Source organism: Paraburkholderia sp. J8-2 (assembly GCF_905220195.1).
Classification (GTDB): domain Bacteria; phylum Pseudomonadota; class Gammaproteobacteria; order Burkholderiales; family Burkholderiaceae; genus Paraburkholderia.
The window spans coordinates 489,665-514,691 of sequence record NZ_CAJMZA010000002.1; the positions used below are offsets into that span (position 1 = coordinate 489,665).

Below are 25,027 nucleotides of genomic sequence, written 5' to 3' on the forward strand. Positions count from 1 at the left end.
TCACGCCGAACGCGTGTCGCGCCGTTGCGGCACGATCCGCCAGCCGAGATTCACGCCTGCCGCCGCGACCAGGATCAGCGCGGCGCCCACCACCTGGATCCACGCGAGGCGCTGACCGAACGCGAACCAGTCCACGAGGATCGCGACCACCGGGTAGATGAACGAGAGCGCGCCTGTCATCGCTGTGGGCAGCTTCTGGATCGCGCCGTAAAGCAGCACGTACATGATGCCCGTGTGCACGACGCCGAGCGTGACGAGCTGCGCCCAGTGCAGCGGCGTGGCCGGCAGCGTGCCGTAGTGGATGAACGGCGCGAGCGCGAGCGCGCCGAAGGCGAGTTGCACGAGCGCGAGGAGATGCGGCGGCGTGCCCTTCAGATGCCGCGTAATGATCGACGAAATCGCGTAGAGAAACGCCGCGCCCGCCGCGTAGGCCACGCCTTGCAGATACTCGCCGGGTACCGCGAGCACGGCGGGCTGCACCTCGACCACGCACACGAGGCCAAGGAAGGCCACCGCGAGCCACGCGAGCGTCGAGGCGCTCACGCGCTCGCGCAAAATGACCACGCCGAGGCCGACGAGCATGAAGGGCTGCGTGTTGTAGACGGCCGTAGCCATGGAAATCGATGCACGCGAATAGGCGGCGAACAGCAGCACCCAGTTCGCGACGATAGCTGCGCCCCCCAGCACGGCGAGCGCAAGCGTGCGCGGCGGCAGGTGCTTGCGGCGCAGCAGGCCGAGCGCGGCGCACACGAGCGTGAGCGTCGCGCCGCCGAGCACGCAGCGCAAGAAGGCGATATTGATCGGGGCCTGCCGCGAGGCGACCACGAGCCAGCCGATGGTGCCGGACATCAGCATCGCGACGATCATCTCGGCCGCGCCGCGGCGAATTTCGGGAGTGGTGGAAGACATGAACTTGCATCCTCTATATGGCGGACAAAGGGCGCGCAGCCCTTCGCATCTGCCAGCCAGTTTATCGGCTGCAAGGCGGGGAATACATGGCTAAACTTAGGCGAAAGGCTACACTTGCCTTCGATTGAAAGGCTAACTTGGCGGAGCACCCGCGCGATCATGAACCGACGTCCCAACCCGACGCCCGCCGCCGCGCCGCTCGACGACATCGACCGCATGCTGCTCGCGGCGCTCGCCGAGGACGCCCGGGCGAGCGTCGCCGAACTGGCCAAGCACGTGGGGCTTTCGGCGCCGAGCACGTCCGAGCGGCTGCGCCGGCTCGAAGCGCAAGGTGTGATCGGCGGCTATACGGTGCAGATCGATCCGCGCGCGCTTGGCTACACGCTGCAGGCCATCGTGCGCGTGAAGCCGCTGCCCGGGCAATTGCATCTGGTGGAAGAGGTACTGCGGCGCATTCCCGAATTCGTGGAGTGCGACAAGGTCACGGGCGACGACTGCTTCATCGCCCGGCTTTATCTGCACTCGATCGAACAGCTCGACGAGATTCTCGCGAAAGTCACCGAGCGCGCCGAAACCAGCACGGCCATCGTCAAGTCCACACCAGTGCCGCGCCGACTGCCGCCGCTGAGCTGATGCAGTGGTGCGGCGGCCAGGCGCCGCCGCCGCTCATTGCTCCGTAGTCTCGAAGAACGCCAGCATCTCCTCGACCAGCGCCTCGCTCGCCTCCTCGGGAATGTAGTGGCCGCACGGCAGCGCGCGCCCACTCACGTCGCGCGCCACCTTGCGCCATTCGGCGAGCGGGTCGAAGCAGCGCTCGATCACGCCTTCCGCGCCCCACAGCACACGCAGCGGACACGCCACCTTGTTGCCGCGCTCGAGGTCGGCGCGGTCGTGCTCGAGGTCGATGGTCGCGGAGGCGCGGTAGTCCTCGCACATCGCGTGCACCGCGCCCGGCTGGCGCAGCGCCGCGCGGTAGGCGCCGAGCGCCTTCGGCGCGAAGGGTGCGAGGCCCGCGTGGCGGCTGCCCATGACGCGCTCGATATAGACGTCGGGGTTCGCTTCGATGAGCGTTTCCGGCAACGGCTCGGGCTGGATCAGGAAGAACCAGTGGAAGTAGAGCGTGGCGAATTCGCGGTCGGTTTGCTCGTACATGGCGAGCGTGGGTGCGATGTCGAGCAGCATGAGCCGCTCGACCGCGTTCGGGTGGTCAAGCGCCATGCGATGCGCGACGCGCGCGCCGCGGTCGTGTGCGCAGACCAGAAAACGCTCGTGACCGAAGTGGCGCATCACCTCGACCTGGTCGGCCGCCATCGTGCGTTTCGAATAGGCGGCGTGTGTGTCGTCGCTGGCCGGTTTCGAGGAGGCGCCGTAGCCGCGCAGATCCGTCGCGATGACGGTGAAATGCTGTGCGAGCGCCGTGGCGCACCGGTGCCAGATCATGTGAGTTTGCGGATGGCCGTGCAGCAGCAATAGCGGCGGTCCGTCGCCGCCCTTCACGCCGCAGATGTCTACGCCGCCCGCAGTGCGAACGGTGAAAGGCTGGAATCCGTCGAAGGGCATGGGGCTCGTCTCTTGTGTTTGTTGGTCTGCGGTCATTGTATGAGGCGAGCACAACTCGCAAACGTGCTTTTGGGCCCACAACGGTAGAAACCGAACACTCCCTCGAATGCCGCGCGAGAGATGCCCGAACGACCCCAAGCCTATAATCGAACGGCCGTTTTCGCGATCGAATCACGTCGCGATTTCCTGTGCGATTGCGCCTGATCAAGTTAAATCGCGCCCAGTCGATACCGGCACCCCGTTCGCGTGCGCCCGCCGCGCCACCTGCCGAAGCGCCGCAAGGAGACCTCCCCATGGCACTCCCCGCCGTCCTGCAAAACCTCTCGCTGCCCGTCGTGGGCTCGCCGATGTTCATCGTCAGCTACCCGCAGCTGGTGCTCGCGCAGTGCAAGGCGGGCATCGTCGGGTCGTTTCCGGCGCTCAACGCGCGACCTGCCGAGGAGCTGGGTGTCTGGCTCACGCAGATCCGGGAGGAACTCACCGCGTACAAGGCCGCGAACCCCGAAGCCGTCATCGGGCCGGTCGCCGTGAACCAGATCGTGCATCAGTCGAATGCGCGGCTCGAGCACGACGTGCGCGTGTGCGTCGAGCACCACGTGCCGATCTTTATCACGAGCCTGCGCGCGCCGCCGCGCGAACTGCTCGACGCCGTGCACAGCTACGGCGGCATCGTGCTGCACGACGTCATCAACCTGCGCCATGCCGCCAAAGCGCTCGAAGCGGGCGTGGACGGCCTGATCCTCGTGGCCGCGGGCGCGGGCGGCCATGCGGGCACAATCTCGCCGTTCGCGCTGGTGGGCGAAGTGCGGCGCATCTTCGACGGCCCGATCGTGCTGTCGGGCGCGATCGCCAACGGCGGCTCGATCCTGGCCGCCCAGGCCATGGGCGCGGATCTCGCCTACATGGGCACGCGCTTCATCGCGACCAAAGAGGCGCACGCGGTGGAGGACTACAAGCACGCCATTCTCGAAGCGAAGGCCGCCGACATCGTCTATACGAACCTCTTCACGGGCGTGCACGGCAACTACATCCGCGAGAGCATCGTGAACGCCGGGCTCGATCCGGATGCGCTGCCCGAGTCGGACAAAACGAAGATGGATTTCGGCGCGGGCACCTCGAAGGCGAAAGCCTGGAAAGACGTGTGGGGCGCAGGCCAGGGCGTGGGCCTGATGGATGACGTGCCCTCCGTGGCCGATCTCATCGAGCGCCTGAGGCGTGAGTACGAAGAGACGAAAGCGCGGCTCGGCGTGAGCCGCTCGGCATAGCGAGGGCTGACGTCAGCGCGCGGTGGCGGCGCTTCGTGCGGCGTCGGCATTGACCGCCGCCGCGCGGATCGCCTCCACGCCCGGCCACAGTTCGCGCTCCGAAAAGCGCGCGGCCAGGAAGTCGACGAACGAGCGCACCTTCGCCGAAAGATGGCGGCGGCTCGCGTACACGGCGTAGATCGGCAGCTCGCGCGGCGGCAGCGCGTCGACGAGCAGCGGCACGAGGCGCCCTTCGGCGATATCGTCGCCCACCACCTCGGTGCCGAGCATCGAGAGCCCGCCGCCCTGCAACACCACCACGCGCAGCGCCTCCAGGTGATTGACGATGAGGTTGCCGCCCGGCTTCGGCTTCACGCCGCCCGCGCCCTCCGCGAACGGCGCGAGTTCCTGGGCCGACGCCCCCGCGTACTGAACGAAGTTGTGCCGGGCGAGATCGGCCACGGTCTTCGGCACGCCGTGGCGGCGCAAGTACTCCGGCGACGCGCACAGCACGATGTGCGCGGTGGCGAGCGGCCGCGCGATCAACGACGAAGACTTGAGCCCCGAAGGCGCGGCGCGGATCGCCACGTCGAAACCCTCGTCGATCAGCTCGACCACGCGGTCGGAGAGCGTGATGTCGACGGTCACCTGCGGGAATCCGGCTGCGTAGTCGGCAACCGCGCCCATCACATGACGCAGCCCGAACGCCGTGAGCGACGACACGCGCAGCCGCCCCTGCGGCACGACGCTCGCCGCGCCCACCGCCTGGCCGGCTTCGTCGAGCTCCGTGAGCGCCAGCGCCACGCGCTCGTAATACTCGCGCCCCGCCTCGGTGGGCGCGACGCGGCGCGTGGTGCGGTTCAGCAAACGCGCGCCAAGCTGCTGCTCCAGATGCATCACATGCTTGCTCGCCATCGCGGCGGACATGTCCATGCGCTCGGCCGCCGCGACGAAGCTGCCCGCCTCCACCACCTGGCGGAACACTTTCATGCTGACGAGGGTATCCATGGTGCGGCCTTCAACTCGAACATAAATAAACGGGAATCAATCGTCGATATTTTCCTCGTTTTATCAATTGCGGGTGTTGAAACGCGCAGGTACGCCTGGCATCTGGCGGCCCAGAAAGCAAAAAACCCCGCGCTGCACGCAGCGCGGGGTTTGGCTGTCGAACCTTGAACGTCGACCTGAGCGGCAGCGCCGGTCAGAACTTCGCGCGCAGACCCACGCCGTAGGTCTGGCCGCTCGACATGTTGTCGAAGTGGTCGTACATGTACGCCGCGTAGACGTCGGTGCGCTTCGAGAGCGGATAGTCGTAACCGATGGCCGCCGTCTGGCGCGTCTGGTTCAGGCCGCCGCCGTTGCGCGAGTAGGCGTACGAAGCCATGACCGTGCCCGGGCCGACGGGCGCCGTCACGCCACCCTGCGCCGTGTTCACGTGCCAGCTGCCTTCCTGCTGCCAGTTCGCCGTGTACATGTACTGACCGAAGAACTTCACGAACTTGAGATCGTACGAGAGACCGAGCTGTGCGACGCCCTGGCTCTTCAGGCCGACGATGGTCGTGTCGCCGCTCACGATGCTGCCAATGTCGCCCGGCGTGTTGTTGAAGTTCACGTACTGATAAACGGCGGTGGCAGCAAACGGGCCATGGAAGTACAGACCCTGCACGCTCCACTTCTTCGAGCCGTTCGAGCCGGCCTGGTTGCCGAACGCGTACATCGCCGAGCCCGAGAGGCCGTTGAAGTTCGGCGTGGAGTACTGGACCGCGTTGTTCCAGCCCGAGTCGCCCACCACGCCCTGGTCCGTCGTGTAGGTCGGGAACGTCGAGAGGCCGAGGTACACGTGGTACACCATCGGCGAGAAGGTGTACGAATCGCCAAACGGGTTGAAGAGAATCGTCGAGACGAACAGTTGCGTCGTCAGGCGCCCTGCCGTGACCGTGCCGTACGGCGACTCGAGGCCGACGTACGCGTTGCGCGCGAAGAACGTGTCGCCTTCGAAGCGGCCGAACTGGCCGTTCTGTGCGCGGAAGAAGCTTTCCAGCGTGAAGATCGCCTTGTAGCCGCCACCCAGATCCTCAGAGCCCTTCATGCCCCAGTACGACGTGGACATGCCGCCGCCGCCCACGTTCCAGGCGGTCTGGCCGCCCGGAAATTTCGTCGCCCCGACCCATTCGTCAACCTGGCCATAGAGCTGGACGCTCGACTGCGCAAACGCCGACGAGGACGCGGCGGCAAGAACAGCGGCGAGCGCGCTCGCCTTGAGGGTGGTGCGCAGCACGCGGCTGACCGTTGTATTCATGGGTTCTCCAGTCTTTGTCAAAAAAAGGTGTCGGGCGGCTGAGGCGCTCGCGCAAAGCTTTGTTTTTTCGTCGTTCGCAGGCGTGGCCGTTCTGGGCGGATCCATCTTTGCGGACCATTTATGTGGTCAAAAATAAACGGTGTTATTGCCGGTATATCGGGCGGATTAGTTTGCCGTCCAAAAGACCTGTTTAATCGCTGTCGACTCTGCCTTGCGCTGCGCTGCATCACCGCGACGCGCAGCCTGCCGGGCCGCGCCCAGCGGGGCGCTCCCGCACGCGCGGGGGCTGCCGGTGACGCGCCGCCGAAACGAAAGCGAGATTTCAGACGAAAGGGATCTGTATGACGAGAGATTTCCAAAAAAGTGTGGTATCCACGCGTCAGTTTTCGTAACGTGGACAAACCGGGCTTGTTTTGGACGTGTTTCGGCGGCGCTAGCAGGTCAGTGCCTGAAGCGAATCAACGGTAGAAAACGGGAGAAAAGCGCAGAAAGCGTGAGGCGGGGAGAAAGCGAAAGCGGCCGCGAGGGCAGCGCTCAATTGCGGTAAGGCGAGGGCATGGGCGGGCGCGGGACCTCGCCGCCGTTGCGCGGGAACGGCCGGTAGGTACCGCCGCGCTCTTCGTTGTACCGGGCAACGTCTTCGCGGATCGAGCCCGCGCGCACCGGCGAGTCCGCCGGCGGATGCGGCACCTGGCGCGTTTCCGCGCTCACGGGCGTGATGGGGTTGCCGCGGGGATAGCCGCCGTAGCCGCCGAACGGCGTGCCATAGCTGTAGTCGCGGCGGGGAGCCTGTTGCTGGACTTGCCCTTGCCACTGGTTCGGCGCACGGTTGCCGCCGCGTTCATAGCGGCCGCCCTGATCGGCCACGCGCATGGGCGCTGCGGCGGGGCCGCGGGCGCGCTCGGGAGCGCCGTGGTAGCCGCCGCCCCACGACATGCCGGCCCGCGGCGCGGGCATCGAATGCATGGCAGGCATCGAATGCATGGCGGGCATGGAAGGCGCGCGCGCAAAGCCGCCGCCGCCGCCGTGCCCCGAAAAACCGGGCTGAGCATGGGCGAGCGCAACGAGGGCCGCTAATCCGGCCCCCAAGATCCACTGTCCCAGTTTTGACAACCCTGCGTGCATTGTGACGTTTCGCCTGCCCGACGTTTGCGCTTGGCAACCCGCCACTCGGGCCATGGCGGGCCAGTCCCGGGACGCACGCCGCGCAGCGCGTAACGATTGCCGCCACAACGATTCCGGGCGTCCCTTTGACGGTAATTTATGGGCGTGCCGAATGGGTGTCGAGCCAAAAGATGTTATGCCGCCCGAAGGGTTGTAACACCATGTTACTGCTGGGTTTTCTGGCTCCGGACGCGGCCCGGGAAGGCCGTCCGGCAAGGCTCTTCGGGCAGCCAGGGGAGCGCTCCGCTTGATGCTTGAGCAAGGGCTCAACATCTGAAGAATGCGCGGACTCCTGACGACTTTTGCGGCGCGCGAATGCTCCTCGCACGTCGATGAGGAATCCGGCATAAAGGAGTCATCGATCTTGACGATCCATGCGTATCCGTCATCAATCGATGCTTCAAATGAATTTGCTTTTTCAATCGGCTTGCGCCGACAATAGGCGTTCCGATTCACTCGTTGCACGCACACCGATTGCGCGCAGCCAGCGCCCAGGCGCGCACTAGAGATTGTCCGATGGCACGTCCGAAATTCCTGCCCGATAACTTCACCCTTTGCCTTGTCGGCACGGTGGTTCTTGCGAGCCTGTTCCCGGTGCACGGCCAGGCCGCCACCGGTTTCAACTGGCTGACCAATGTAGCGGTCGGCCTGCTGTTCTTCCTGCACGGCGCCAAGCTTTCGCGCGAGGCGATCGTCGCCGGTGCGACGCACTGGCGCCTGCACATCGTCGTCCTGCTCAGCACCTTCGTGCTCTTTCCCGCGCTAGGGCTCGCGCTCAAGCCCGTGCTTTCGCCGCTCGTCACCCCGGCGCTCTACGCGGGCGTGCTGTTCCTCTGCACGCTGCCTTCCACGGTGCAGTCGTCCATCGCCTTCACCTCGATGGCGCGCGGCAACGTGCCCGCCGCCGTTTGCAGCGCTTCGGCGTCGAGCCTGATCGGGATCTTCGTCACGCCCGCGCTCGTGAGCCTGATCGTCACGAACCAGAACGCGGGCGGCGGCTCGGCCTGGCACACCGTGTGGAACATCGTGCTGCAACTGCTCGTGCCGTTCGTGGCGGGCCAGTTGCTGCGCCCGGTGATCGGCCGCTGGATCGAGCGCAACAAGGGTGTGCTCAAGTTCGTCGATCAGGGCTCGATCCTGCTCGTGGTGTTCGGCGCATTTTCCGAGGCCGTGAACGAAGGGCTTTGGCATCACATCCCGCTCGCCGCGCTCGGCGGGCTGCTCGTCGTGAACGCGGTGCTGCTCGCGCTCGCGCTTGGCATCACGATTTACACGAGCAAGAAGCTCGGGTTCTCGCGCGCCGACCAGATCACCATCATTTTCTGCGGCTCGAAAAAGAGCCTCGCGGCCGGCGTGCCGATGGCGAAGGTGATCTTCGCCTCGAACGCCGTGGGCGCGGTCGTGCTGCCGCTCATGCTGTTCCACCAGATCCAGCTCATGGTGTGCGCGGCGCTCGCCCAGCGCTGGGGCGCTCGCGACATGAGCGCCGAGCGCGCCGCCAGCGCGGGCGACGAATCGCGCGCCGGTGCGGGTGAGCGCACGACGACTGCTACGGCCGCGCGCCGGTAAGCGCCACTGAGCTCCTTCGTTCAGGGCGGCGAGAAATCGTCGCCCTGCTGCAGCAAACGCCGCGGCCAGTGCGCGGCGCACCCCTCTCTGCCTCCCGCCCCTCCCCCGCGTTCCGCCCGCATGCGCCACACGTTCAAAACGTGGGCTTCGCTGCACTGTCACCAAAAATTCATTTAATTCATCCGATGATATGCCGTTAAGTTCAACGTCTTCGCCCGTTCTGGCCTGTCCATGTCTGCGTCTGCTCGCGCGCCACTCCATCACGCCACGCCCGGCGTCGGGGCACTGATCGCCCAGCGCCAGCTACGCGCGGTCTTCCAGCCCATTGTCGATTTCGACGGTGGCGCGATCCTCGGCTACGAGGGCCTCATTCGCGGGCCGGCCGGCTCGCCGCTCGAAACGCCCGCCGCTCTCTTCGCGCGCGCCGGCGACGAACACTGCACCGCCGCGCTCGAACGCGCGGCCGCCCGCACCTGCATCGAAACGTTCGCCGGGCTCGACTGCCCCGGCAAGCTGTTCCTCAATTTCAGCGCCGACGCGCTGCGCCAGCTCACCGCCGCCGGCGACGCCGCGCTCGCCCTCTTCGACGGCCCGATCGACCCGACGCGCTTTGTGATCGAACTCACCGAGCAGAGCGCCATCCACGACCTGCGCAACTTCTCGCCCGTGGTCGAAACGTTGCGCGCGGCAGGCGCCCAGTTCGCGCTCGACGACTACGGCACGGCCAACGCCAGCCTCAACCTCTGGGTGCAGCTGCAGCCCGATGTCGTGAAGATCGATCGCTTCTTCATCCATGACATCGCCCACGACGCGCTCAAGTTCGAAGCCGTGCGCGCCATGCAGCATTTCGCGCAGGCGAGCGGCGCGCGCCTCGTGGCGGAAGGCATCGAGAACGCCGCCGACCTGATCGTGCTGCGCGACATGGGCATCGACTGCGGCCAGGGTTTTTTCTTTGGCCGCCCCAACGGAGAGCCGCTGCGCGTGCTCGCACGCGAAGCGCGCGAGGCGATTCGCGCGGACCATATCGCCGTGTTCCCCGAGGCCACGCGCAGCGCCGCCACGCAGCCGGCGGGCGGCGGCGCGCCCGCCAGCAAGATGCTCGTGCACGCGCCCGCGCTGCCGCGCCACGCGACCAACAACGACGTGCTCGACCTGTTCAACGGCCAGCCCGATCTGCACGCGGTGGCCGTGGTGGAAGACGAAGCGCCCGTTGCGCTCATTAACCGGCGCGCGTTCATGGACCGCTATGCGCTGCCCTACCACCGCGAGCTGTTCGGCAAGAAGGCCTGCCTGCAATTCGCCAACGCGCAGCCGGTGCTGATCGAGCAGTCGATGAGCGTCGAGCAGATGGCCACGCTCCTTGCGAGCGACGACCAGCGCTATCTCGCCGATGGCTTCGTGATCACCGACAACGGCCGCTATGCCGGACTCGGCACGGGCGAAAGCCTCGTGCGCGCGGTGACGGAGGTGCGCATCCAGGCCGCGCGTTACGCGAATCCGCTCACCTTCCTGCCGGGCAACATTCCGATCAGCTCGCATATCGAGCGCCTGCTCTCGCACGACGCGGGCTTTCACGCGTGCTACGTCGACCTGAACCTGTTCAAGCCCTTCAACGATCAGTACGGCTACTGGCAAGGCGACGAGGTGCTCAAGTTCGCCGCGACGGTGCTCGCCGACGCCTGCGACCCCACACGCGACTTCCTCGGCCATGTGGGCGGCGACGACTTCCTGATCCTGTTCCAGAGCGAGACGTGGCGCGAGCGCGCGCGCCAGGCGATCGAAGCGTTCAACGAAGGCGCGCAGCGCTTCTACGCGCCGGGCGACCGGCTCGCGGGCGGCATTCACGGCGAGGATCGCTACGGCAACGCGACCTTCTTTACCTTCGTGACGATGGCGATAGGCTGCGTGCGCGTCGCGCCGGGCGAAGGCGCGCAGCACAGCAGCGACGCCATCGCTTCGCTCGCGGCCCTCGCCAAGCGCCGCGCGAAACAGGAAGCCAGCGGACTCGTTGTGATCGACGGCAGCACGAGCGCCGACCTCCTCCCCACGCTTGGCCCGACGGCAGGCGAAGGCGCCAACGCGTCATAACGGCCGGAATTTTCCCCGGTGGCAGCCCCAAAAAAGCGCGGGCCGGCCGCGCGGCTCATGCCGCGCGCCGGCCCGTTCTGCTTTCGTTTCCTCGCCGCTACGCCGTCGCTAGATCGTCCCCATCAACACCAGCACGACCACCACGATAACGACGATGCCGAGCGTGCCCGAAGGCGCGTAGCCCCACGAGCGGCTGTGCGGCCACGCTGGAAACGCGCCAATGAGCAGCAGGATCAGAATGACCAGAAGCAGGGTGCCGAGCATGATGCCTCCGTACGTCGAATGTGAATGCCCAAGCTTCCGCAATCGCCGTACCCGCAACCGTTTAGTTATTTTTACTAAACACACAAGTTTGCGTTTATTTCATTGTTTACTGGTATTTACCTGGAATTTGAGGCGTAGATCCGGGTTTTTTGGACCAATTTTTACTATACAATCGCCGCACACCTGACCACTCCCGGAACGCTCACCGCGTTCACCGCAAGCCAGGAACCATGGGGACAACCATTCGTGACGTCGCGCAGGCCGCCAACGTGTCGATCGGCACCGTGTCGCGCGCGTTGAAAAACCAGCCAGGCCTTTCCGAAGCCACGCGCGAACGCATTGTCGAAGTCGCGCGCGCGCTCGGCTATGACTGCGCGCAACTGCGCCCGCGCATTCGCCGGCTCACCTTCCTGCTCCATCGCCAGCACAACAACTTCGCGGCAAGCCCGTTCTTCTCGCACGTGCTGCACGGCGTGGAAGACGCCTGCCGCGAACACGGCATCGTGCCCGCGCTGCTCACGGCCGGCCCCGCCGACGACACCGTCCAGCAGTTGCGCCTGCACGCGCCCGACGCCATCGCCGTGGCCGGTTTCGTCGAGCCGGAAATGCTCGCCGCGCTCGTCGCGCTGCAGCGGCCGCTCGTGCTGATCGACCTGTGGGCGCCTGGCCTGCGCTCGGTGAACATCGACAATGCGGCGGGCGCCGCGCTCGCCATGCAGCATCTGTTCGAACTCGGGCGGCGGCGCATTGCGTTCATCGGCGGGTCGCTCGCGCACTACAGCATCGCGCAGCGCGCGCTCGGCTACCGGCGCGCGTTCTTCGAGGCGGGCCTGCTGTTCGACCCGTCGCTCGAAACGACGATCGACGGCGGCCTCGACCCCGACACGGGCGCGTCGCTCGCCATGCAGCGCCTGATCGATGCGGCGCGCGCCGGATACCCAACCCCGCGCCCGCCGCCCGACGCCCTGTTCGCCTACAACGACGCCGCCGCGCTCGCCGCCATGCGCGTGTGCCTCGCCAACGGCCTGCGCGTGCCCGAGGACATCGCGATCATCGGTTTCGACGATATCGCGGGCGCCACGCACGCCACGCCGCCGCTCTCGACGATCGCCGTCGACAAGGAAGCGCTCGGGCGGCGCGGCGTCGAACTGCTGCTCGAAGAAGCGCCTGCCACGAGCGAGATCCGCTTGCCGGTGCAGCTCGTCGCGCGCGCGAGCACCCTGGGTGCGGCGTCATCGAATCTCGTCGCCGCGCACGCTGTCCGTCACACTGCAAGCACGCCGCAGAGCGCCTGAGGCGCTCCGCTGAAAACACGTTGAAACAACGCTGAAGCCACGTCCAAGCCAGAAGAGAACGCCATGACGACGACCGCCGACACCGCCTCCTCCGCCACCGCACATCCCGTTGCCGCGCCCGCCGTCGCGAGCTTTCGCGACCGCGGCTTCCTGCTCGGCCACGTGCAGGACACCCTGCGCTTCTACGCGCCGAACGTGCTCGATCCGTCGGGCGGCTTCTTCCACTACTTCCGCGACGACGGCTCGATCTACAACGCGCATTCGCGCCACCTCGTGAGCAGCTGCCGCTACGTCTTCAACTACGCGATGGCGTATCGCGAGTTCGGCGATCCGCAGCACCTGGAATACGCGCGCCACGGCTTGCAGTTCCTGCGCGAAGGCCACTGGGACCCGCAACTGCAAGGCTACGACTGGGAGATCGACTGGCGCGACGGCAAGAAGCGCGTGCTCGACGCCACGCGCCACTGCTACGGCCTCGCGTTCGTGCTGCTCGCGTACGCGCATGCGGCAATGGCCGGCATCGAGGAAGCGCGGCCGATGATCGGCGCGACCTTCGATCTGATGGAACACCGCTTCTGGGACGGCGCGGCGGGCCTCTACGCGGACGAGGCGAGCGCCGACTGGATCGTCTCGGGCTATCGCGGCCAGAACGCCAACATGCACACGACCGAGGCGCTGCTCGCGGCCTACGAGGCGACGGGCCATCTCGTGTATCTCGACCGCGCCGAGCGCGTCGCGTCGAACATCACGCTGCGCCAGGCGAAGCTCTCGCAAGGGCTCGTGTGGGAGCACTTTCACGCGGACTGGTCGGTGGACTGGCATTACAACGAGGAAGACAGCTCGAATATCTTCCGCCCGTGGGGCTTCCAGCCGGGCCATCAAACGGAATGGGCGAAGCTGCTGTTGCTGCTCGAGCGTCACCGCCCGCTGCCCTGGCTGCTGCCGCGCGCGATCGAGCTCTTCGACGCCGCCATGGCGCACGCCTGGGACAACGATCACGGCGGCCTTTATTACGGCTTCGGGCCGGACGGCACCGTGTGCGATCACGACAAGTACTTCTGGGTGCAGGCGGAAACCTTCGCCACGGCTGCGCTGCTTGGCAAGCGCACCGGCAACGAGCGCTTCTGGGACTGGTACGACGAGATCTGGCGCTACAGCTGGGCGAATTTCGTCGATCATCGCTACGGTGCGTGGTATCGCATCCTCACCTGCGACAACCGCAAGTACAGTGACGAGAAGAGCCCCGCGGGCAAGACCGACTATCACACCATGGGCGCGTGCTACGAAGCGCTGAACGCGCTGCCCGGACGCGGCATGGCGCCGGTCGTGGGCCGCGAGGAAGCGACCGCCGCCGATGCCGGCATGACGGGCACAAGCGGCCAGAACTAAACAGAGGAAGACGACGATGAGCACCTGCAGCACCGGCCCGGACTTCTCATCCGGCTTCCCGGCCTTCATCTCGGCCGGCGACATCCTCACCGATCTCGTGCGCACGCCTGCGCCCGAAGGCGCGCCGCACAGTTCGCCGCCGGGCGCGCCGGGCATGGACTCGCACTGGCGCGCGCACCCTGGCGGCGCGGGCTGGAACGTTGCGCGCGCGGTCGCGCGCCTCGGGCTGCCCACGGCAAGCGTGGGCGCGCTCGGCGTGGACAACTTCTCTGACGAGCTCTGGAACGCAAGCGTGGCCGCCGGGCTCGACATGCGCTTCATGCAACGCGTGGAGCGCGCGCCGCTGCTCGCGATCGTGCATCAGACGCATCCGCCCGCGTACTACTTCATCGGCGACAACAGCGCCGACCTTGCCTTCGATCCCGCGAAGCTGCCTGAAGGCTGGCGCGCGCATGCGAAGTGGGCGCACTTCGGCTGCATCAGCCTCGTGCGCCAGCCGCTCGGCGAAACGCTCGCCACGCTTGCCGCCGAACTGCGCGCGGCCGGCGTGAAGATCAGCTTCGATCCGAACTACCGCAACCTCATGGCGCACGGCTACGAGCCGATCCTGCGCCGCATGGCCGCGCTCGCCGATCTCATCAAGGTCTCCGACGAAGACCTGCGCATGCTGTTCGCCGGCAAGAGCGAAGCGCAAGCCATCGAAGCCGTGCGCGCGCTCAATCCGGCCGCCACGCTGCTTGTCACGCGCGGCGCGCAGGCGGCCACGCTCTACGCGGGCAACGACGTAATTGAGGCAGCGCCGCCGCGCGTCGAAGTGGCCGATACGGTGGGGGCGGGCGACGCTTCCATCGGCGGCCTGCTGTTCAGCCTCATGAGCACGCCGCAGCGCAACTGGCGCCAGCATCTCGGCTTCGCGCTCGCCGCGGGCGCGGCCGCGTGCCGCCGGCCCGGCGCGTATTCGCCGACGCTCGACGAAGTCGTCGCGCTGCTCGCCGACTGAAGGCGCACGGCAAGGTGAACTGCGAGGCGAACTGCGAGGCACACGCCGAGGACACGGCGCGGCGCTGACACGAAAGCGCCGCGCCGCCGTCATTTGCATGTCCCGCAGCCGCGCGGGCAACGTGCTAGCATGGAATTTCCCTCTTGTTGCGGGCGAGGCGCGACACTTGCGCGCTTCACCCTGCGCGGCCCGATCCGAGCGGCCCGTCGAGGGGTTTCCTTCCACGAGGAGCACGTTATGGAAGACGTCAGCTACACCAAGGGGATCTACACGGCCGTCGCCTCAGTACGGCCCATGAACGCCGGCCAGTACCAGGGCCTGGTCTCCCTGGCGCGCGACGACGGCGAGGAACTCGAAAACGCGGTGTATGAAGTCGAAGCCGCATCGGGCACGCCGGAAGAGGCTCTCGAAGAAGCCAAGGCACTGGCGCATCGCATTCTCGGCGAACTCGAACTGTAGGTCGCGCGTTGAGGCCGGCGCCCGCCCAGGGACGGCTGGCAGCGCTGGATGAGACGGGGGTGCTCTGCATGGGGCCGCGTAGTGTGCGGTCGACAGCCCTGCATGGGACCGGAGTCAGTGCTAAAGCGCTCACTCCGGATCGACAGGAGGTTAGCCATGTCCGAACAGCTCTTTCTATACGGCGTCTACGCCATCCACGTGCATCCGCTCGAACTGCAGGGCGCTCGCTGGGACGCCGAGTATCAAATCACGCATCGCGACAAGGCCGTGCAACCGTGGGTCACGGTCGGCGGCAACGCGGGCTTCGACGCGCCCACGCAAGCCGTGGACGCCGCACGCCGCCAGGCTATCGCCGATATCGAACACGGCGCGGGCATTCCCAAGCCGCACGGATTTCCGTAAACCCAACGCGCGCCGCGCGCCACTAACGCTCACTCCCGCCCGCGCTGCGGGCGTGAGGCGCTAGCGCATCGTCCCAGCATCGCTTCCCCCATACCGTCTTGCGGTACGCTTGACGTGTCGCGTCGTTGTCGCGTCGCTTTGGCATGGCTACGCTCCCTATCCCGATTCAGAACCGCAGGAACACCATGACGCCCGAAACGCCGGAGCGCGTCGCAAACCAGGAAGCGGCCCAGCAAGCCGAGGCGGCGCCGCAGGATTCGCCGGGTGTGGACATGGCCGCCTGCACGTCCGAAACGCCTGCGGGACCAAAGCAGAAAGCGCGGCGCGGCACGCCGCGCAAACTGATGGTCGGCTCGCGCGAGGTGCTCGTCTACGGCATGCCGCAGGCCTGGGGCGACTTCTATCACTCGGCGCTCACCATGCGCTGGCCCACCTTCTTCGCCTCGCTCGCGGCCCTCTTCCTGTTCATGAACGGCGTGTTCGCGTGCCTCTACCAGCTCGGCACCGCGCCCATCGCCAACCAGTACCCGAAGGGCTTTCTCGGCGCGTTCTTCTTCAGCGTGGAGACGCTTGCGACCGTCGGCTACGGCGACATGCATCCGCAAACGATCTACGCGCACATCGTCGCCACGCTTGAAATCTTCGTCGGCATGTCGGGCATCGCCTTGGCCACGGGTCTCGTGTTCGCGCGCTTCTCGCGTCCGCGCGCGAAGATCATGTTCGCGCGCCAGGTGGTGGTGCACCCCATCGAAGGCCGCATGACGCTGATGGTGCGCGCCGCCAACGCGCGTCAGAACGTGATCGCCGAAGCGGGGGCGAAGCTGCGGCTCATTCGCATCGAAACCTCGTCGGACGGCTTTCGCGCGCGGCGCATTCACGACCTCAAGCTCGTGCGCGACCAGCATCCGCTCTTCACACTGGGCTGGAATCTCATGCACGTGATCGACGAGTCGAGCCCGCTTTACGGCGCGACGCCCGAGATGCTGGCCGAGCAGCACGCCACGCTCCATGTCGTGATCGAGGGCTCCGACGAGTCCACCGCGCAGACCATGCAGGCACGCTTTAGCTGGTCGGACCGGCAGATCCGCTGGCAGTACCGCTACGTCGACCTGATGAGCGACGCGGACGGCGTGAGCACGATGGACTACACGCACTTTCACGATGTCGTGCCGTTCGACGGGGCGAGAGCCTTCGGGCCCCGCGTGATCTGACAGACTTCCCCGAAGGCCGATGCAAACGGGATCGCGCCGGGGCCGGGAAGATCTCTCTCCAAATTCGCCCGGCGTGGGCAGGCTCTCGCGCGAATAACCGGCAGCGCCGGAGAGTTAGCAAAAAATTTCCGTCATTGGCGAGAAAAAATAGAGTCTCTTTCGCCGCTCTGTGATCGGGGCCATGCGAATGCACTAGAAACGGAGACTCCCCCAATGACCGCGCGCCCCGCGTTTGGCGACACGCCGCCTCTCGCCGATTACAAGCTCACCGACAACCTCACCGCCACGCGCGGCCGCATCTTCCTGACCGGCACGCAGGCGTTGATCCGTCTGCCGCTCATGCAGCGCGCGCTCGACCGCGCGCATGGCCTGAACACGGCAGGCTTCATCAGCGGCTATCGCGGCTCGCCGCTCGGCATGGTCGACCAGCAGGCGTGGAAGGCGAAGAAACTGCTCGAAGCCGCCGACGTGCGCTTCCTGCCCGCCATCAACGAGGAACTGGGCGGCACGGCCGTGCTCGGCACGCAGCGCGTGGAAGCCGACCCCGAGCGCACCGTCGAAGGCGTGTACGCGATGTGGTACGGCAAGGGCCCGGGCGTGGACCGCGCCGGCGACGCGCTCAAGCACGGCAACGCCTACGGCTCGTCGCCGCATGGCGGCGTGCTGGTGGTGGCCGGCGACGATCACGGCTGCGTGTCGTCGTCCATGCCGCACCAGAGCGACTTCGCGATGATGTCGTGGCATATGCCGGTCGTGAATCCGTCGAACATCGCGGACATGCTCGAATTCGGCCTGTACGGCTGGGCGCTCTCGCGCTACTCGGGCGCGTGGGTGGGCTACAAGGCGATTTCGGAAACGGTGGAGTCGGGCTCGACCGTCGATCTCGATGCCATCAAGACCGACTGGCAAGCACCTGAAGGTTTTACGCCGCCGCCCGGCGGCCTGCACAACCGCTGGCCCGATCTGCCGAGCCTCGCCATCGAGCAGCGTCTGGCCGCCAAGCTCGACGCCGTGCGCCACTTCGCGCGCATGAACAGCATCGACAAGTGGATCGCGCCGAGCCCGCACGCGAACGTGGGCATCGTCACCTGCGGCAAGGCGCACCTCGACCTGATGGAAACGCTGCGCCGCCTCGATCTCACCATCGAGGATCTCGATAAAGCCGGCGTGCGCGTCTACAAGGTGGGCCTGTCGTTCCCGCTGGAAATGTCGCGTATCGACGCGTTCGTCGCGGGCCTCACCGACGTGCTCGTGATCGAAGAAAAGGGCCCGGTGATCGAGCAGCAGATCAAGGACTACCTGTACAACCGCAAGGAAGGCGCGCGCCCTACTGTCATCGGCAAGCACGCCGAGGACGGCACGCTGCTGCTCTCCGAGCTTGGCGAGCTGCGCCCCTCGCGCATCCTGCCGGTGTTCGCCGCGTGGCTCGCGAAGCACCGGCCGGCGCTCGACCGCCGCGAGCGCGTGGTGGATCTCGTCGCGCCGCAAATCCTCTCGAACGCCGCCGATGCCGTGCGCCGCACACCGTACTTCTGCTCGGGCTGCCCGCACAACACGTCGACGAAGGTGCCGGAAGGCTCGATCGCGCAGGCCGGCATTGGCTGCCACTTCATGGCTTCGTGGATGGAGCGCGACACCACGGGCCTGATCCAGATGGGCGGCGAAGGCGTGGACTGGGCCGCGCATTCGATGTTCACGAAGATGCCGCACGTATTCCAGAATCTCGGCGACGGCACCTACTTTCATTCAGGGATCCTCGCGATTCGCCAGGCCGTAGCCGCGAAGACCAACATCACCTACAAGATCCTTTACAACGACGCCGTGGCGATGACGGGCGGCCAGCCCGTGGACGGCAGCATCTCCGTGCCGCAGATCGCGCGCCAGGTGGAGGCCGAAGGCGTCTCGCGCTTCGTGGTGGTGAGCGACGAGCCCGAGAAGTACGACGGCCATCACGGCCTGTTCCCGAAGGGCACGACGTTCCATCACCGCAGCGAACTGGACACCGTGCAACGCGAGCTGCGCGAAACGCCGGGCGTGACCGTGCTGATCTACGATCAAACGTGCGCGGCTGAAAAGCGCCGCCGCCGCAAGAAAGGCGAATTCCCCGACCCGGACAAGCGCCTCTTCATCAACGAGGAAGTGTGCGAAGGCTGCGGCGACTGCGGCGTGCAGTCGAACTGTCTTTCGGTCGAACCGGTGGAAACGGAACTGGGCCGCAAGCGCCGCATCGACCAGTCGTCGTGCAACAAGGACTATTCGTGCGTGAACGGCTTCTGCCCGAGCTTCGTGACCATCGAGGGCGGCAAGCTCAAGAAGGCCGCGGGGGCCGCGTTCGATCCGCAGGCGCTGACTGCGCGCGTCAATGCGCTGCCGATGCCGGCTACGCACCTGGACAACGCGCCCTACGACATTCTCGTGACGGGCGTGGGCGGCACGGGTGTCGTGACCGTGGGCGCGCTCATCAGCATGGCCGCGCATCTGGAAGGCAAGAGCGCTTCGGTGCTCGACTTCATGGGCTTCGCGCAGAAAGGCGGCTCGGTGCTCTCGTTCGTGCGCTTCGCGGCGACCGACGCGCTGCTCAACCAGGTGCGCATCGACACGCAGCAGGCCGACCTGCTGCTCGCCTGCGACATGGTGGTGGGCGCGAGCGCCGACGCGCTGCAAACGGTGCGTCACGATCGCACGCGCATTGTCGTGAACACGCATGAGATTCCGAATGCGTCGTTCGTGCAGAACCCCGAAGCGAACCTGCACGCCGACGCGCTGCTCGCGAAGATGCGGCACGCGGCGACCAACGGCGCAACGCCCGCGCAAGATCCGCTTGCCGCGTGCGATGCACAGGCGCTCGCACAGCGCTATCTCGGCGACACGATCGGCGCGAACATCGTGATGCTCGGTTTTGCGTGGCAACTGGGCCTCGTGCCGGTATCGCTTGCGGCGCTCACGCGCGCCATCGAGCTGAACAACGTGGCCGTGAAGGCGAACCTGTTCGCGTTCTCCATCGGCCGCATGGCTGCCGCCGATCCGGCCGCGCTCGAAGCGCTCGACACGCAACGCGCGGCGGCTGCCAAAGCCACGGCGCGCAAGCTCACGCAAACGCTCGACGAACTGATCGCCGATCGCGAAACGCGCCTGCTCGCCTACGGTGGCGCGAGCTACGTGAAGCGCTATCGCGCACTGGTCGATGCCGCTCGCAGCGCGGACAAGACCGCCGAGCAAACGCTCGCTCGCGCCGTCGCGACCACGTTCTATCGGCTGCTCGCCGTGAAGGACGAATACGAAGTCGCGCGCCTGCACACCGACCCGGCGTTCCGCGCCGCGCTCGAAGCGCAGTTCGAAGGCACGGCGGGCAGCGACTTCACCGTGAAGTTCAACCTCGCGCCGCCGCTCATCGCGCGTGAGAAGAACGGCCAGCCGCCGCGCAAGATGCAGTTCGGCCAGTGGCTGTGGAGCGCGCTCGGGCTGCTGAAGAAGGGACGCAGCGTGCGCGGCACGTGGCTCGATCCGTTCGGCAAGACGCTGGAGCGCCGCATGGAGCGCGCACTGGCCGGCGACTACGAGGCGACGCTGCGCGGTGCGTTCGCCAGCCTCACCGCCGAAAACGCCGACGACATCGCCAAGCTCGCCAACCTGCATCAGCGTGTGCGTGGCTATGGGCACGTGAAGCTTGCGAACCTCGCGGCGGTGAAGCGCAGCGAGCGCGAACTGGCTGCGCGCCTTGCCATCGAGGTGAAGACAAGCGCTGCTGTGCAGGAAGCACTCGCTTCGTTCAAGGGCGTGGGCGCGTTGCGCGGCATCCCGGTGGTGGTGGCGAAGTAAGCCGAAGCGAAGTCAGGAAGCGCGCGCCGTTCATCTTCTGAATGGCGCGCGTTTTTTTATTCATCAGACGTCGAGCAGCGTCCGCACGCGCCGCACCTTGTTTCCGTCGACAGGAGCGAGCCCCTTCCCGTCAACGCGCACGCCGGAGCCGAAGTGAACCGCGCGCACCCGCGTCGCGCTCACGAAATCCGCCACGCGATCGACCGTAAGTCCTGCGCCCGCGAGCACCGTGCAATGCGTGTGCGCCGCACGCTGCACGAGCGTTTCGATCTGCGCCTGCGCATCGAGCACCGAAGGCTTGCCGCCCGAGGTGAGCACGTTCGTCACGGCTTCGAAACCAAGCAGCACGTCGAACGCTTCCTGCAGATCGCGCGCTTCGTCGAACGCGCGGTGAAACGTGAGCGGCATGCCATCGGCGGCGTCGATCGCGCGCTGCAAGCCGTCGCGATCCACTTCATGCGATGGCGTAAGCATGCCGATCACGACCGCATGCGCGCCCACGAGCTTCGCGCCACGCACGTCGCGCAGCATCACCTCGTAATCGTTCGAATCGTAAACGAAGGAGCGGCTGTGCGGCCGCACGATCACGTTCACGGGAATCGTCACGGCCTCGACCACGGCTTCGATCATGCCGATGCTCGGCGTGAGGCCGCCCTCGCCCATGGCGGTAATGAGTTCGAGACGATCCGCGCCGCCGCGCGCGGCGGCTTGCGCGTCGGCGACCGTGGTCGCGATGACTTCCAGCACCACCCGTTCACGCTGTTGTGTGATTGGCATGTTTGCGCGCCATGTCGTGAAGAACACGACATGATCGCAGATGCACGCCTACTCGAACCAGTCGATATCGCCGCACAGCACGCACAGGCGATCGCCCACCTGCACCGCCATCGACAGCGTCAGACACGGGAGCGCCTCGTTGATCGACAGGTATGGTCCGGTCACGTGCACGCGCCCTGGTGTGATGAGCGCGCTGCGAAAGTATGGCCTGCGCAGCCAGCTCGCCCCTTGTGCGTCTTCCAGCGGCAAGAAGCGCGCGTCGCGCTCCGCGCGATCGACGCGCAGCACGACGTTGCGACCCGCCTGCCGGCCGTTCGAATCGAGCAGATAGCAGCGCGCCGCGTGATCGAGCGCGAGGAAATTCCAGCACACCTCTTCCATCGGCTCGCCGTCCGAAAGGCGTTCTGCCGCGCGCTCGAATGCCCGCAGGTAGGGCGCGAGGCGACTGGTCTCGCCGCGCTCGCGCGTTTCGGTCTGCTGACGAAAGCGCTCCGTCGCTTCGGCGATCACACCTTGCACCTGCGCGGCGTCGGTGAGCCCGGGCGCCGGCCGCGCGAAGAAAAAGCCCTGCACGAAGTCCGCGTTGCACGCGAGCGCGAGCTGCGCCTCGTGCTCCGTCTCCACTCCTTCGATCAGCACGAGCTTGCCCGCGTCGTGCAGCAGCGCCACGAGCGCGGGCAGCGTCGCGGCCATGTCGGCGCGATGCTGCGCGTGCATCAGCATGATGCGGTCGAGCTTGACGATGTCGGGGTTGAGCTGCCACACGCGGCCGATGTCGACGTTGCCCGCGCCGAAGTCGTCGAGCGCCACCAAAAAGCCGCGCTCGCGAAACGTCGCCACGGCCTGCGCGAGGGCCTCGAGGTCCGTCCCTTCATCTTCGAGCACTTCCAGCACCACACGCCGCGGCGCGATGTTCAGCCGCCGCAGGTTCGCAAGCAGCGCCGCCGAGTGATACGCCTCGATCAGCGTGCCCGGATGCACGTTGAGAAAAAGCCACTCGCGCTCCGCGCCCAGCAGCGCGAAGTTCTCCAGATGCAGCCCCTGGGCGAGCCGGTCCACCAGCAGCGCGTCGCCCACGCGCGCAGCGTCGCCGAACACGTCGAGCGGCGAAACCGGGCGGTCGAGTGGATCGTGCGCGCGCAGCAGCCCTTCGTAGCCCACCGCACGCATGTGCGAAAGGCTGAACACCGGCTGGAACACGCTCGTGAGCGTGAGGTCGCCGTGGTGTGCGCTGTAGCGCTGCAGCCCCGAAGTGACGCTGAGATCGAAACCGTGAGGGGCCACGGCCGTTTTGTCCTGTTGCTCTGTGATCATGCCATCCTCTAGCGCGTAGGAAGGACGCTGCCGTCCGCACAACCTTTGCACGGTCTGCGCGTTCCTCCGTAGCCTGCTTTTCATTGCGTCACAGGAGGGATCAAGCAAGGTCCGTGCTCGCTCGCACTGCGATCTGGCACGCATCGCGAAATACGTTTTAGCCGGTCGCGTGCGCAGCGATTGGGCACGCCATGCACCGTACGAAGCATCGCGGGGTGCACCGATATCGTGCGCCTTTCCACGCGCCTTTGCTTCGGTAGTGACGCGCTCCAGCGGACAGATTGCCGCATTCCCGGCGCCTTGCCGCAGGCAAATGGAGGCTGGATGTGTGCCTCGCCACGCACACACTCTGCGCGCTTCGCGGCGGCTTACAGACGCGTCAGGCTACACTCTCCCTCGACCGGCCCGCCCCTCTGTAATGCGCGCCAGAACGCAGTGCCGTACCGCGCGCGAACGAAGAACACGGCTTCCCGCTTCGGCGCTCCTGCGCATCGTCCCGTTTTTGTCCCGTTTTTCGTCCCGTTTCGCCCCCGCCAAGTTTTTCGATGGACATCCTCTTCACCGTTCTCATTCTGCTGCTTGCTGTCGCCCTGTCCGGCGTCATCGCGCGCACCGTGCCCCTCAAGCTGCCGTTGCCGCTCGTGCAGATCGGCATTGGCGCGCTGCTCACGTTTCCGCTCGTGAATCCGCACGTCACGTTCGATCCCGACATCTTCATGGCGCTGTTCATTCCGCCGCTGCTGTTCGCCGACGGCTGGCGCATGCCCAAGCGCGAGTTCTTCATGCAGCGCCGCGCGATTCTCATGCTCGCGCTCGGCCTCGTGCTGCTGACGGTCGTTGCCGTAGGCTATTTCGTGCACTGGCTCGTGCCGCAGATCTCGCTGCCCGTCGCCTTCGCGCTCGCCGCCGTGCTCTCGCCCACCGACGCCGTGGCGCTCGCGGGCATTGCCGGCAAGGACCGGATTCCCTCGCAGCTCATGCACATTCTCGAAGGCGAAGCGCTGATGAACGACGCCTCGGGCCTCGTCGCGCTCAAGTTCGCCGTGGCGGCCGCGCTCACCGGCTATTTTTCGCTGCGCGCGGCGGCGCTGAGCTTCGTGCTGATCGCGGCGGGCGGTCTCGCGCTGGGGGCGCTGATCGGCTGGCTCTTCAGCTTCGTTTCGGAGCGCTTTCTCAACGTGACCGAAGAAGGCGACCCCGCGCCCGGCGTCGTGCTGACCTTGCTCATTCCGTTCGCGGCGTATCTGTTCGCGGAGCACCTCGAAGTGTCCGGCGTGCTCGCGGCCGTATCCGCCGGCATGACGATGAACTACACGAGCGTCGCGCACAAAGGACCGGTGTCCACGCGCGTGCGCGCAACGAGCACGTGGTCGATGATCGAGTTCGTCTTCAACGGCATGGTGTTCACGCTGCTCGGCCTGCAGTTCCCGGGCATTCTCGGCAAGGCGCTGCTCGACGCGCACCACACGAGCAACGTGCAGATGCTGCGCCTCATCGGCTATATCGCCGCCGTGCTCGCGGCGCTCTACGCCATGCGCTTTGGCTGGGTATGGCTGCTGCGCTGGGTGGCGAGCCGCGGTGCGGCGCGTCACGGCGTGGCGAACGCGGTGCCGGGTTTGCGCACGGTGGCAATCACCACAGTGGCGGGCGTGCGCGGCGCAGTCACGCTCGCGGGCGTGCTCTCGCTACCCGTGGCGCTTGCCAACGGCAGCCCGCTGCCGGGGCGCGACAGCGCCATTTTCATCGCGACGGGCGTGATCCTCGCTTCGCTGCTGGTGGCGATCGTCGGCCTGCCGCTCTTGCTGCGCGGCGTGCGGCGCGGCGCGCAGGGGCCGCACGCGGCCGAGGAGCGCCAGGCGCGCATCCAGGCGGCGCAGGCGGGCATCCGCGCCGTGGACGCGGTGCACGAAAAGGTGAGCGAAGATCTCGACGAATCGCAGGCCACCTACGCCGCCGACACGACCGCGCGTGTGATGGACACTTACCGCCGGCGCCTCGCCTCGCTCGACGCCGACCGCGACCGCAGCGCGCACGCGCGCCGCTCGGACGCGCTGGAGCTGGAAATGCGCCTCGCGGGCATGCGCGCCGAACGCGCGACGCTGCTCAAGCTGCGCAACCAGATGCAGATCAACGACGAAACGCTGGCGAAGCTGATGCGCGAAGTCGATCTCTCGGAAACGGCGATGACGACGCGCGGACGCAATCGCAGCTAAGCGCGAGCCTGATGAGAGTGAGGAAAACGCGGCGCCGAGGACCGGCGCCGC

General features: G+C 66.7%; 20 protein-coding genes. 12 read left to right on the plus strand and 8 right to left on the minus strand.

Going from position 1 to position 25,027, the window contains the following annotated elements:
- The gene (locus tag U5A52_RS07490) at window positions 1-909 is read right to left on the minus strand and encodes a DMT family transporter (protein WP_321934391.1); all 909 of its coding nucleotides are present in this window, start codon (window positions 907-909) and stop codon (window positions 1-3) included.
- A gap of 159 nt (window positions 910-1,068) precedes the next feature.
- Between U5A52_RS07490 and U5A52_RS07495 the strand changes: the two genes are divergently transcribed.
- Window positions 1,069-1,542: an Lrp/AsnC family transcriptional regulator gene (locus U5A52_RS07495; protein ID WP_321907495.1), complete on the plus strand. Its 474-nt coding sequence runs from the start codon at window positions 1,069-1,071 to the stop codon at window positions 1,540-1,542.
- Between the two features lie 33 nt (window positions 1,543-1,575).
- Here the strand turns inward: U5A52_RS07495 and U5A52_RS07500 are convergent, their stop codons facing one another.
- Window positions 1,576-2,469, minus strand: coding sequence for an alpha/beta hydrolase (locus U5A52_RS07500; protein ID WP_321934392.1), 894 nt, complete (start codon window positions 2,467-2,469; stop codon window positions 1,576-1,578).
- 293 nt (window positions 2,470-2,762) lie between these two features.
- Between U5A52_RS07500 and U5A52_RS07505 the strand changes: the two genes are divergently transcribed.
- Window positions 2,763-3,734: a nitronate monooxygenase family protein gene (locus tag U5A52_RS07505; RefSeq protein ID WP_321907492.1), complete on the plus strand. Its 972-nt coding sequence runs from the start codon at window positions 2,763-2,765 to the stop codon at window positions 3,732-3,734.
- A gap of 12 nt (window positions 3,735-3,746) precedes the next feature.
- On the opposite strand, the gene U5A52_RS07510 is transcribed toward U5A52_RS07505, so the two are convergent.
- The 3 genes from U5A52_RS07510 to U5A52_RS07520 form a co-directional block, all read right to left on the minus strand.
- A complete protein-coding gene (locus tag U5A52_RS07510) occupies window positions 3,747-4,721 on the minus strand; it encodes a LysR family transcriptional regulator (protein ID WP_321907491.1) in 975 nt (324 codons plus the stop codon).
- Between the two features lie 193 nt (window positions 4,722-4,914).
- Window positions 4,915-6,012, minus strand: a complete 1,098-nt coding sequence (locus tag U5A52_RS07515) for a porin (RefSeq protein ID WP_321907490.1) — start codon at window positions 6,010-6,012, stop codon at window positions 4,915-4,917.
- A 534-nt stretch (window positions 6,013-6,546) separates the two neighbouring features.
- Window positions 6,547-7,101: a hypothetical protein gene (locus U5A52_RS07520; protein ID WP_321907488.1), complete on the minus strand. Its 555-nt coding sequence runs from the start codon at window positions 7,099-7,101 to the stop codon at window positions 6,547-6,549.
- A 591-nt stretch (window positions 7,102-7,692) separates the two neighbouring features.
- Here U5A52_RS07520 and U5A52_RS07525 point away from each other — a divergent pair.
- Entirely contained in the window at window positions 7,693-8,745 is a 1,053-nt protein-coding gene (locus tag U5A52_RS07525; protein WP_321907487.1) for a bile acid:sodium symporter family protein, read from the plus strand.
- A 231-nt stretch (window positions 8,746-8,976) separates the two neighbouring features.
- The gene (locus tag U5A52_RS07530; RefSeq protein ID WP_321934393.1) at window positions 8,977-10,833 is read left to right on the plus strand and encodes a phosphodiesterase; all 1,857 of its coding nucleotides are present in this window, start codon (window positions 8,977-8,979) and stop codon (window positions 10,831-10,833) included.
- Between the two features lie 108 nt (window positions 10,834-10,941).
- Here the strand turns inward: U5A52_RS07530 and U5A52_RS07535 are convergent, their stop codons facing one another.
- Complete coding sequence (locus tag U5A52_RS07535; RefSeq protein WP_042296285.1) at window positions 10,942-11,097, minus strand: DUF3309 family protein; 156 nt, start codon at window positions 11,095-11,097, stop codon at window positions 10,942-10,944.
- Window positions 11,098-11,327: 230 nt separating this feature from the next.
- Here U5A52_RS07535 and U5A52_RS07540 point away from each other — a divergent pair, with 230 nt between their 5' ends.
- The 7 genes from U5A52_RS07540 to U5A52_RS07570 all read left to right on the plus strand — a co-directional run bounded on the left by U5A52_RS07540 (window position 11,328) and on the right by U5A52_RS07570 (window position 20,672).
- A complete protein-coding gene (locus U5A52_RS07540; RefSeq protein WP_321907485.1) occupies window positions 11,328-12,392 on the plus strand; it encodes a LacI family DNA-binding transcriptional regulator in 1,065 nt (354 codons plus the stop codon).
- Between the two features lie 63 nt (window positions 12,393-12,455).
- Window positions 12,456-13,781 (plus strand): AGE family epimerase/isomerase, encoded by a 1,326-nt coding sequence (locus U5A52_RS07545; protein ID WP_321934394.1) that lies wholly within the window; start codon window positions 12,456-12,458, stop codon window positions 13,779-13,781.
- Between the two features lie 16 nt (window positions 13,782-13,797).
- Window positions 13,798-14,781, plus strand: a complete 984-nt coding sequence (locus tag U5A52_RS07550; RefSeq protein ID WP_321934395.1) for a carbohydrate kinase — start codon at window positions 13,798-13,800, stop codon at window positions 14,779-14,781.
- A gap of 237 nt (window positions 14,782-15,018) precedes the next feature.
- Window positions 15,019-15,240: a hypothetical protein gene (locus tag U5A52_RS07555; protein ID WP_028201740.1), complete on the plus strand. Its 222-nt coding sequence runs from the start codon at window positions 15,019-15,021 to the stop codon at window positions 15,238-15,240.
- Window positions 15,241-15,396: 156 nt separating this feature from the next.
- Window positions 15,397-15,642 (plus strand): hypothetical protein, encoded by a 246-nt coding sequence (locus U5A52_RS07560; protein ID WP_042265602.1) that lies wholly within the window; start codon window positions 15,397-15,399, stop codon window positions 15,640-15,642.
- 272 nt (window positions 15,643-15,914) lie between these two features.
- A complete protein-coding gene (locus U5A52_RS07565; RefSeq protein ID WP_321907809.1) occupies window positions 15,915-16,853 on the plus strand; it encodes an ion channel in 939 nt (312 codons plus the stop codon).
- Between the two features lie 213 nt (window positions 16,854-17,066).
- The gene (locus U5A52_RS07570; RefSeq protein WP_321934396.1) at window positions 17,067-20,672 is read left to right on the plus strand and encodes an indolepyruvate ferredoxin oxidoreductase family protein; all 3,606 of its coding nucleotides are present in this window, start codon (window positions 17,067-17,069) and stop codon (window positions 20,670-20,672) included.
- Between the two features lie 63 nt (window positions 20,673-20,735).
- Here U5A52_RS07570 and U5A52_RS07575 read toward each other — a convergent pair whose 3' ends face one another.
- On the minus strand, window positions 20,736-21,449 hold the full coding sequence (locus tag U5A52_RS07575) for a copper homeostasis protein CutC (RefSeq protein ID WP_321934397.1): 714 nt from the start codon (window positions 21,447-21,449) through the stop codon (window positions 20,736-20,738).
- A gap of 48 nt (window positions 21,450-21,497) precedes the next feature.
- Entirely contained in the window at window positions 21,498-22,763 is a 1,266-nt protein-coding gene (locus tag U5A52_RS07580) for an EAL domain-containing protein (RefSeq protein ID WP_321907476.1), read from the minus strand.
- 545 nt (window positions 22,764-23,308) lie between these two features.
- On the opposite strand from U5A52_RS07580, the gene U5A52_RS07585 reads away from it, so the two are divergent.
- On the plus strand, window positions 23,309-24,976 hold the full coding sequence (locus tag U5A52_RS07585) for a Na+/H+ antiporter (RefSeq protein ID WP_321907473.1): 1,668 nt from the start codon (window positions 23,309-23,311) through the stop codon (window positions 24,974-24,976).
- Window positions 24,977-25,027 lie beyond the last annotated feature (51 nt).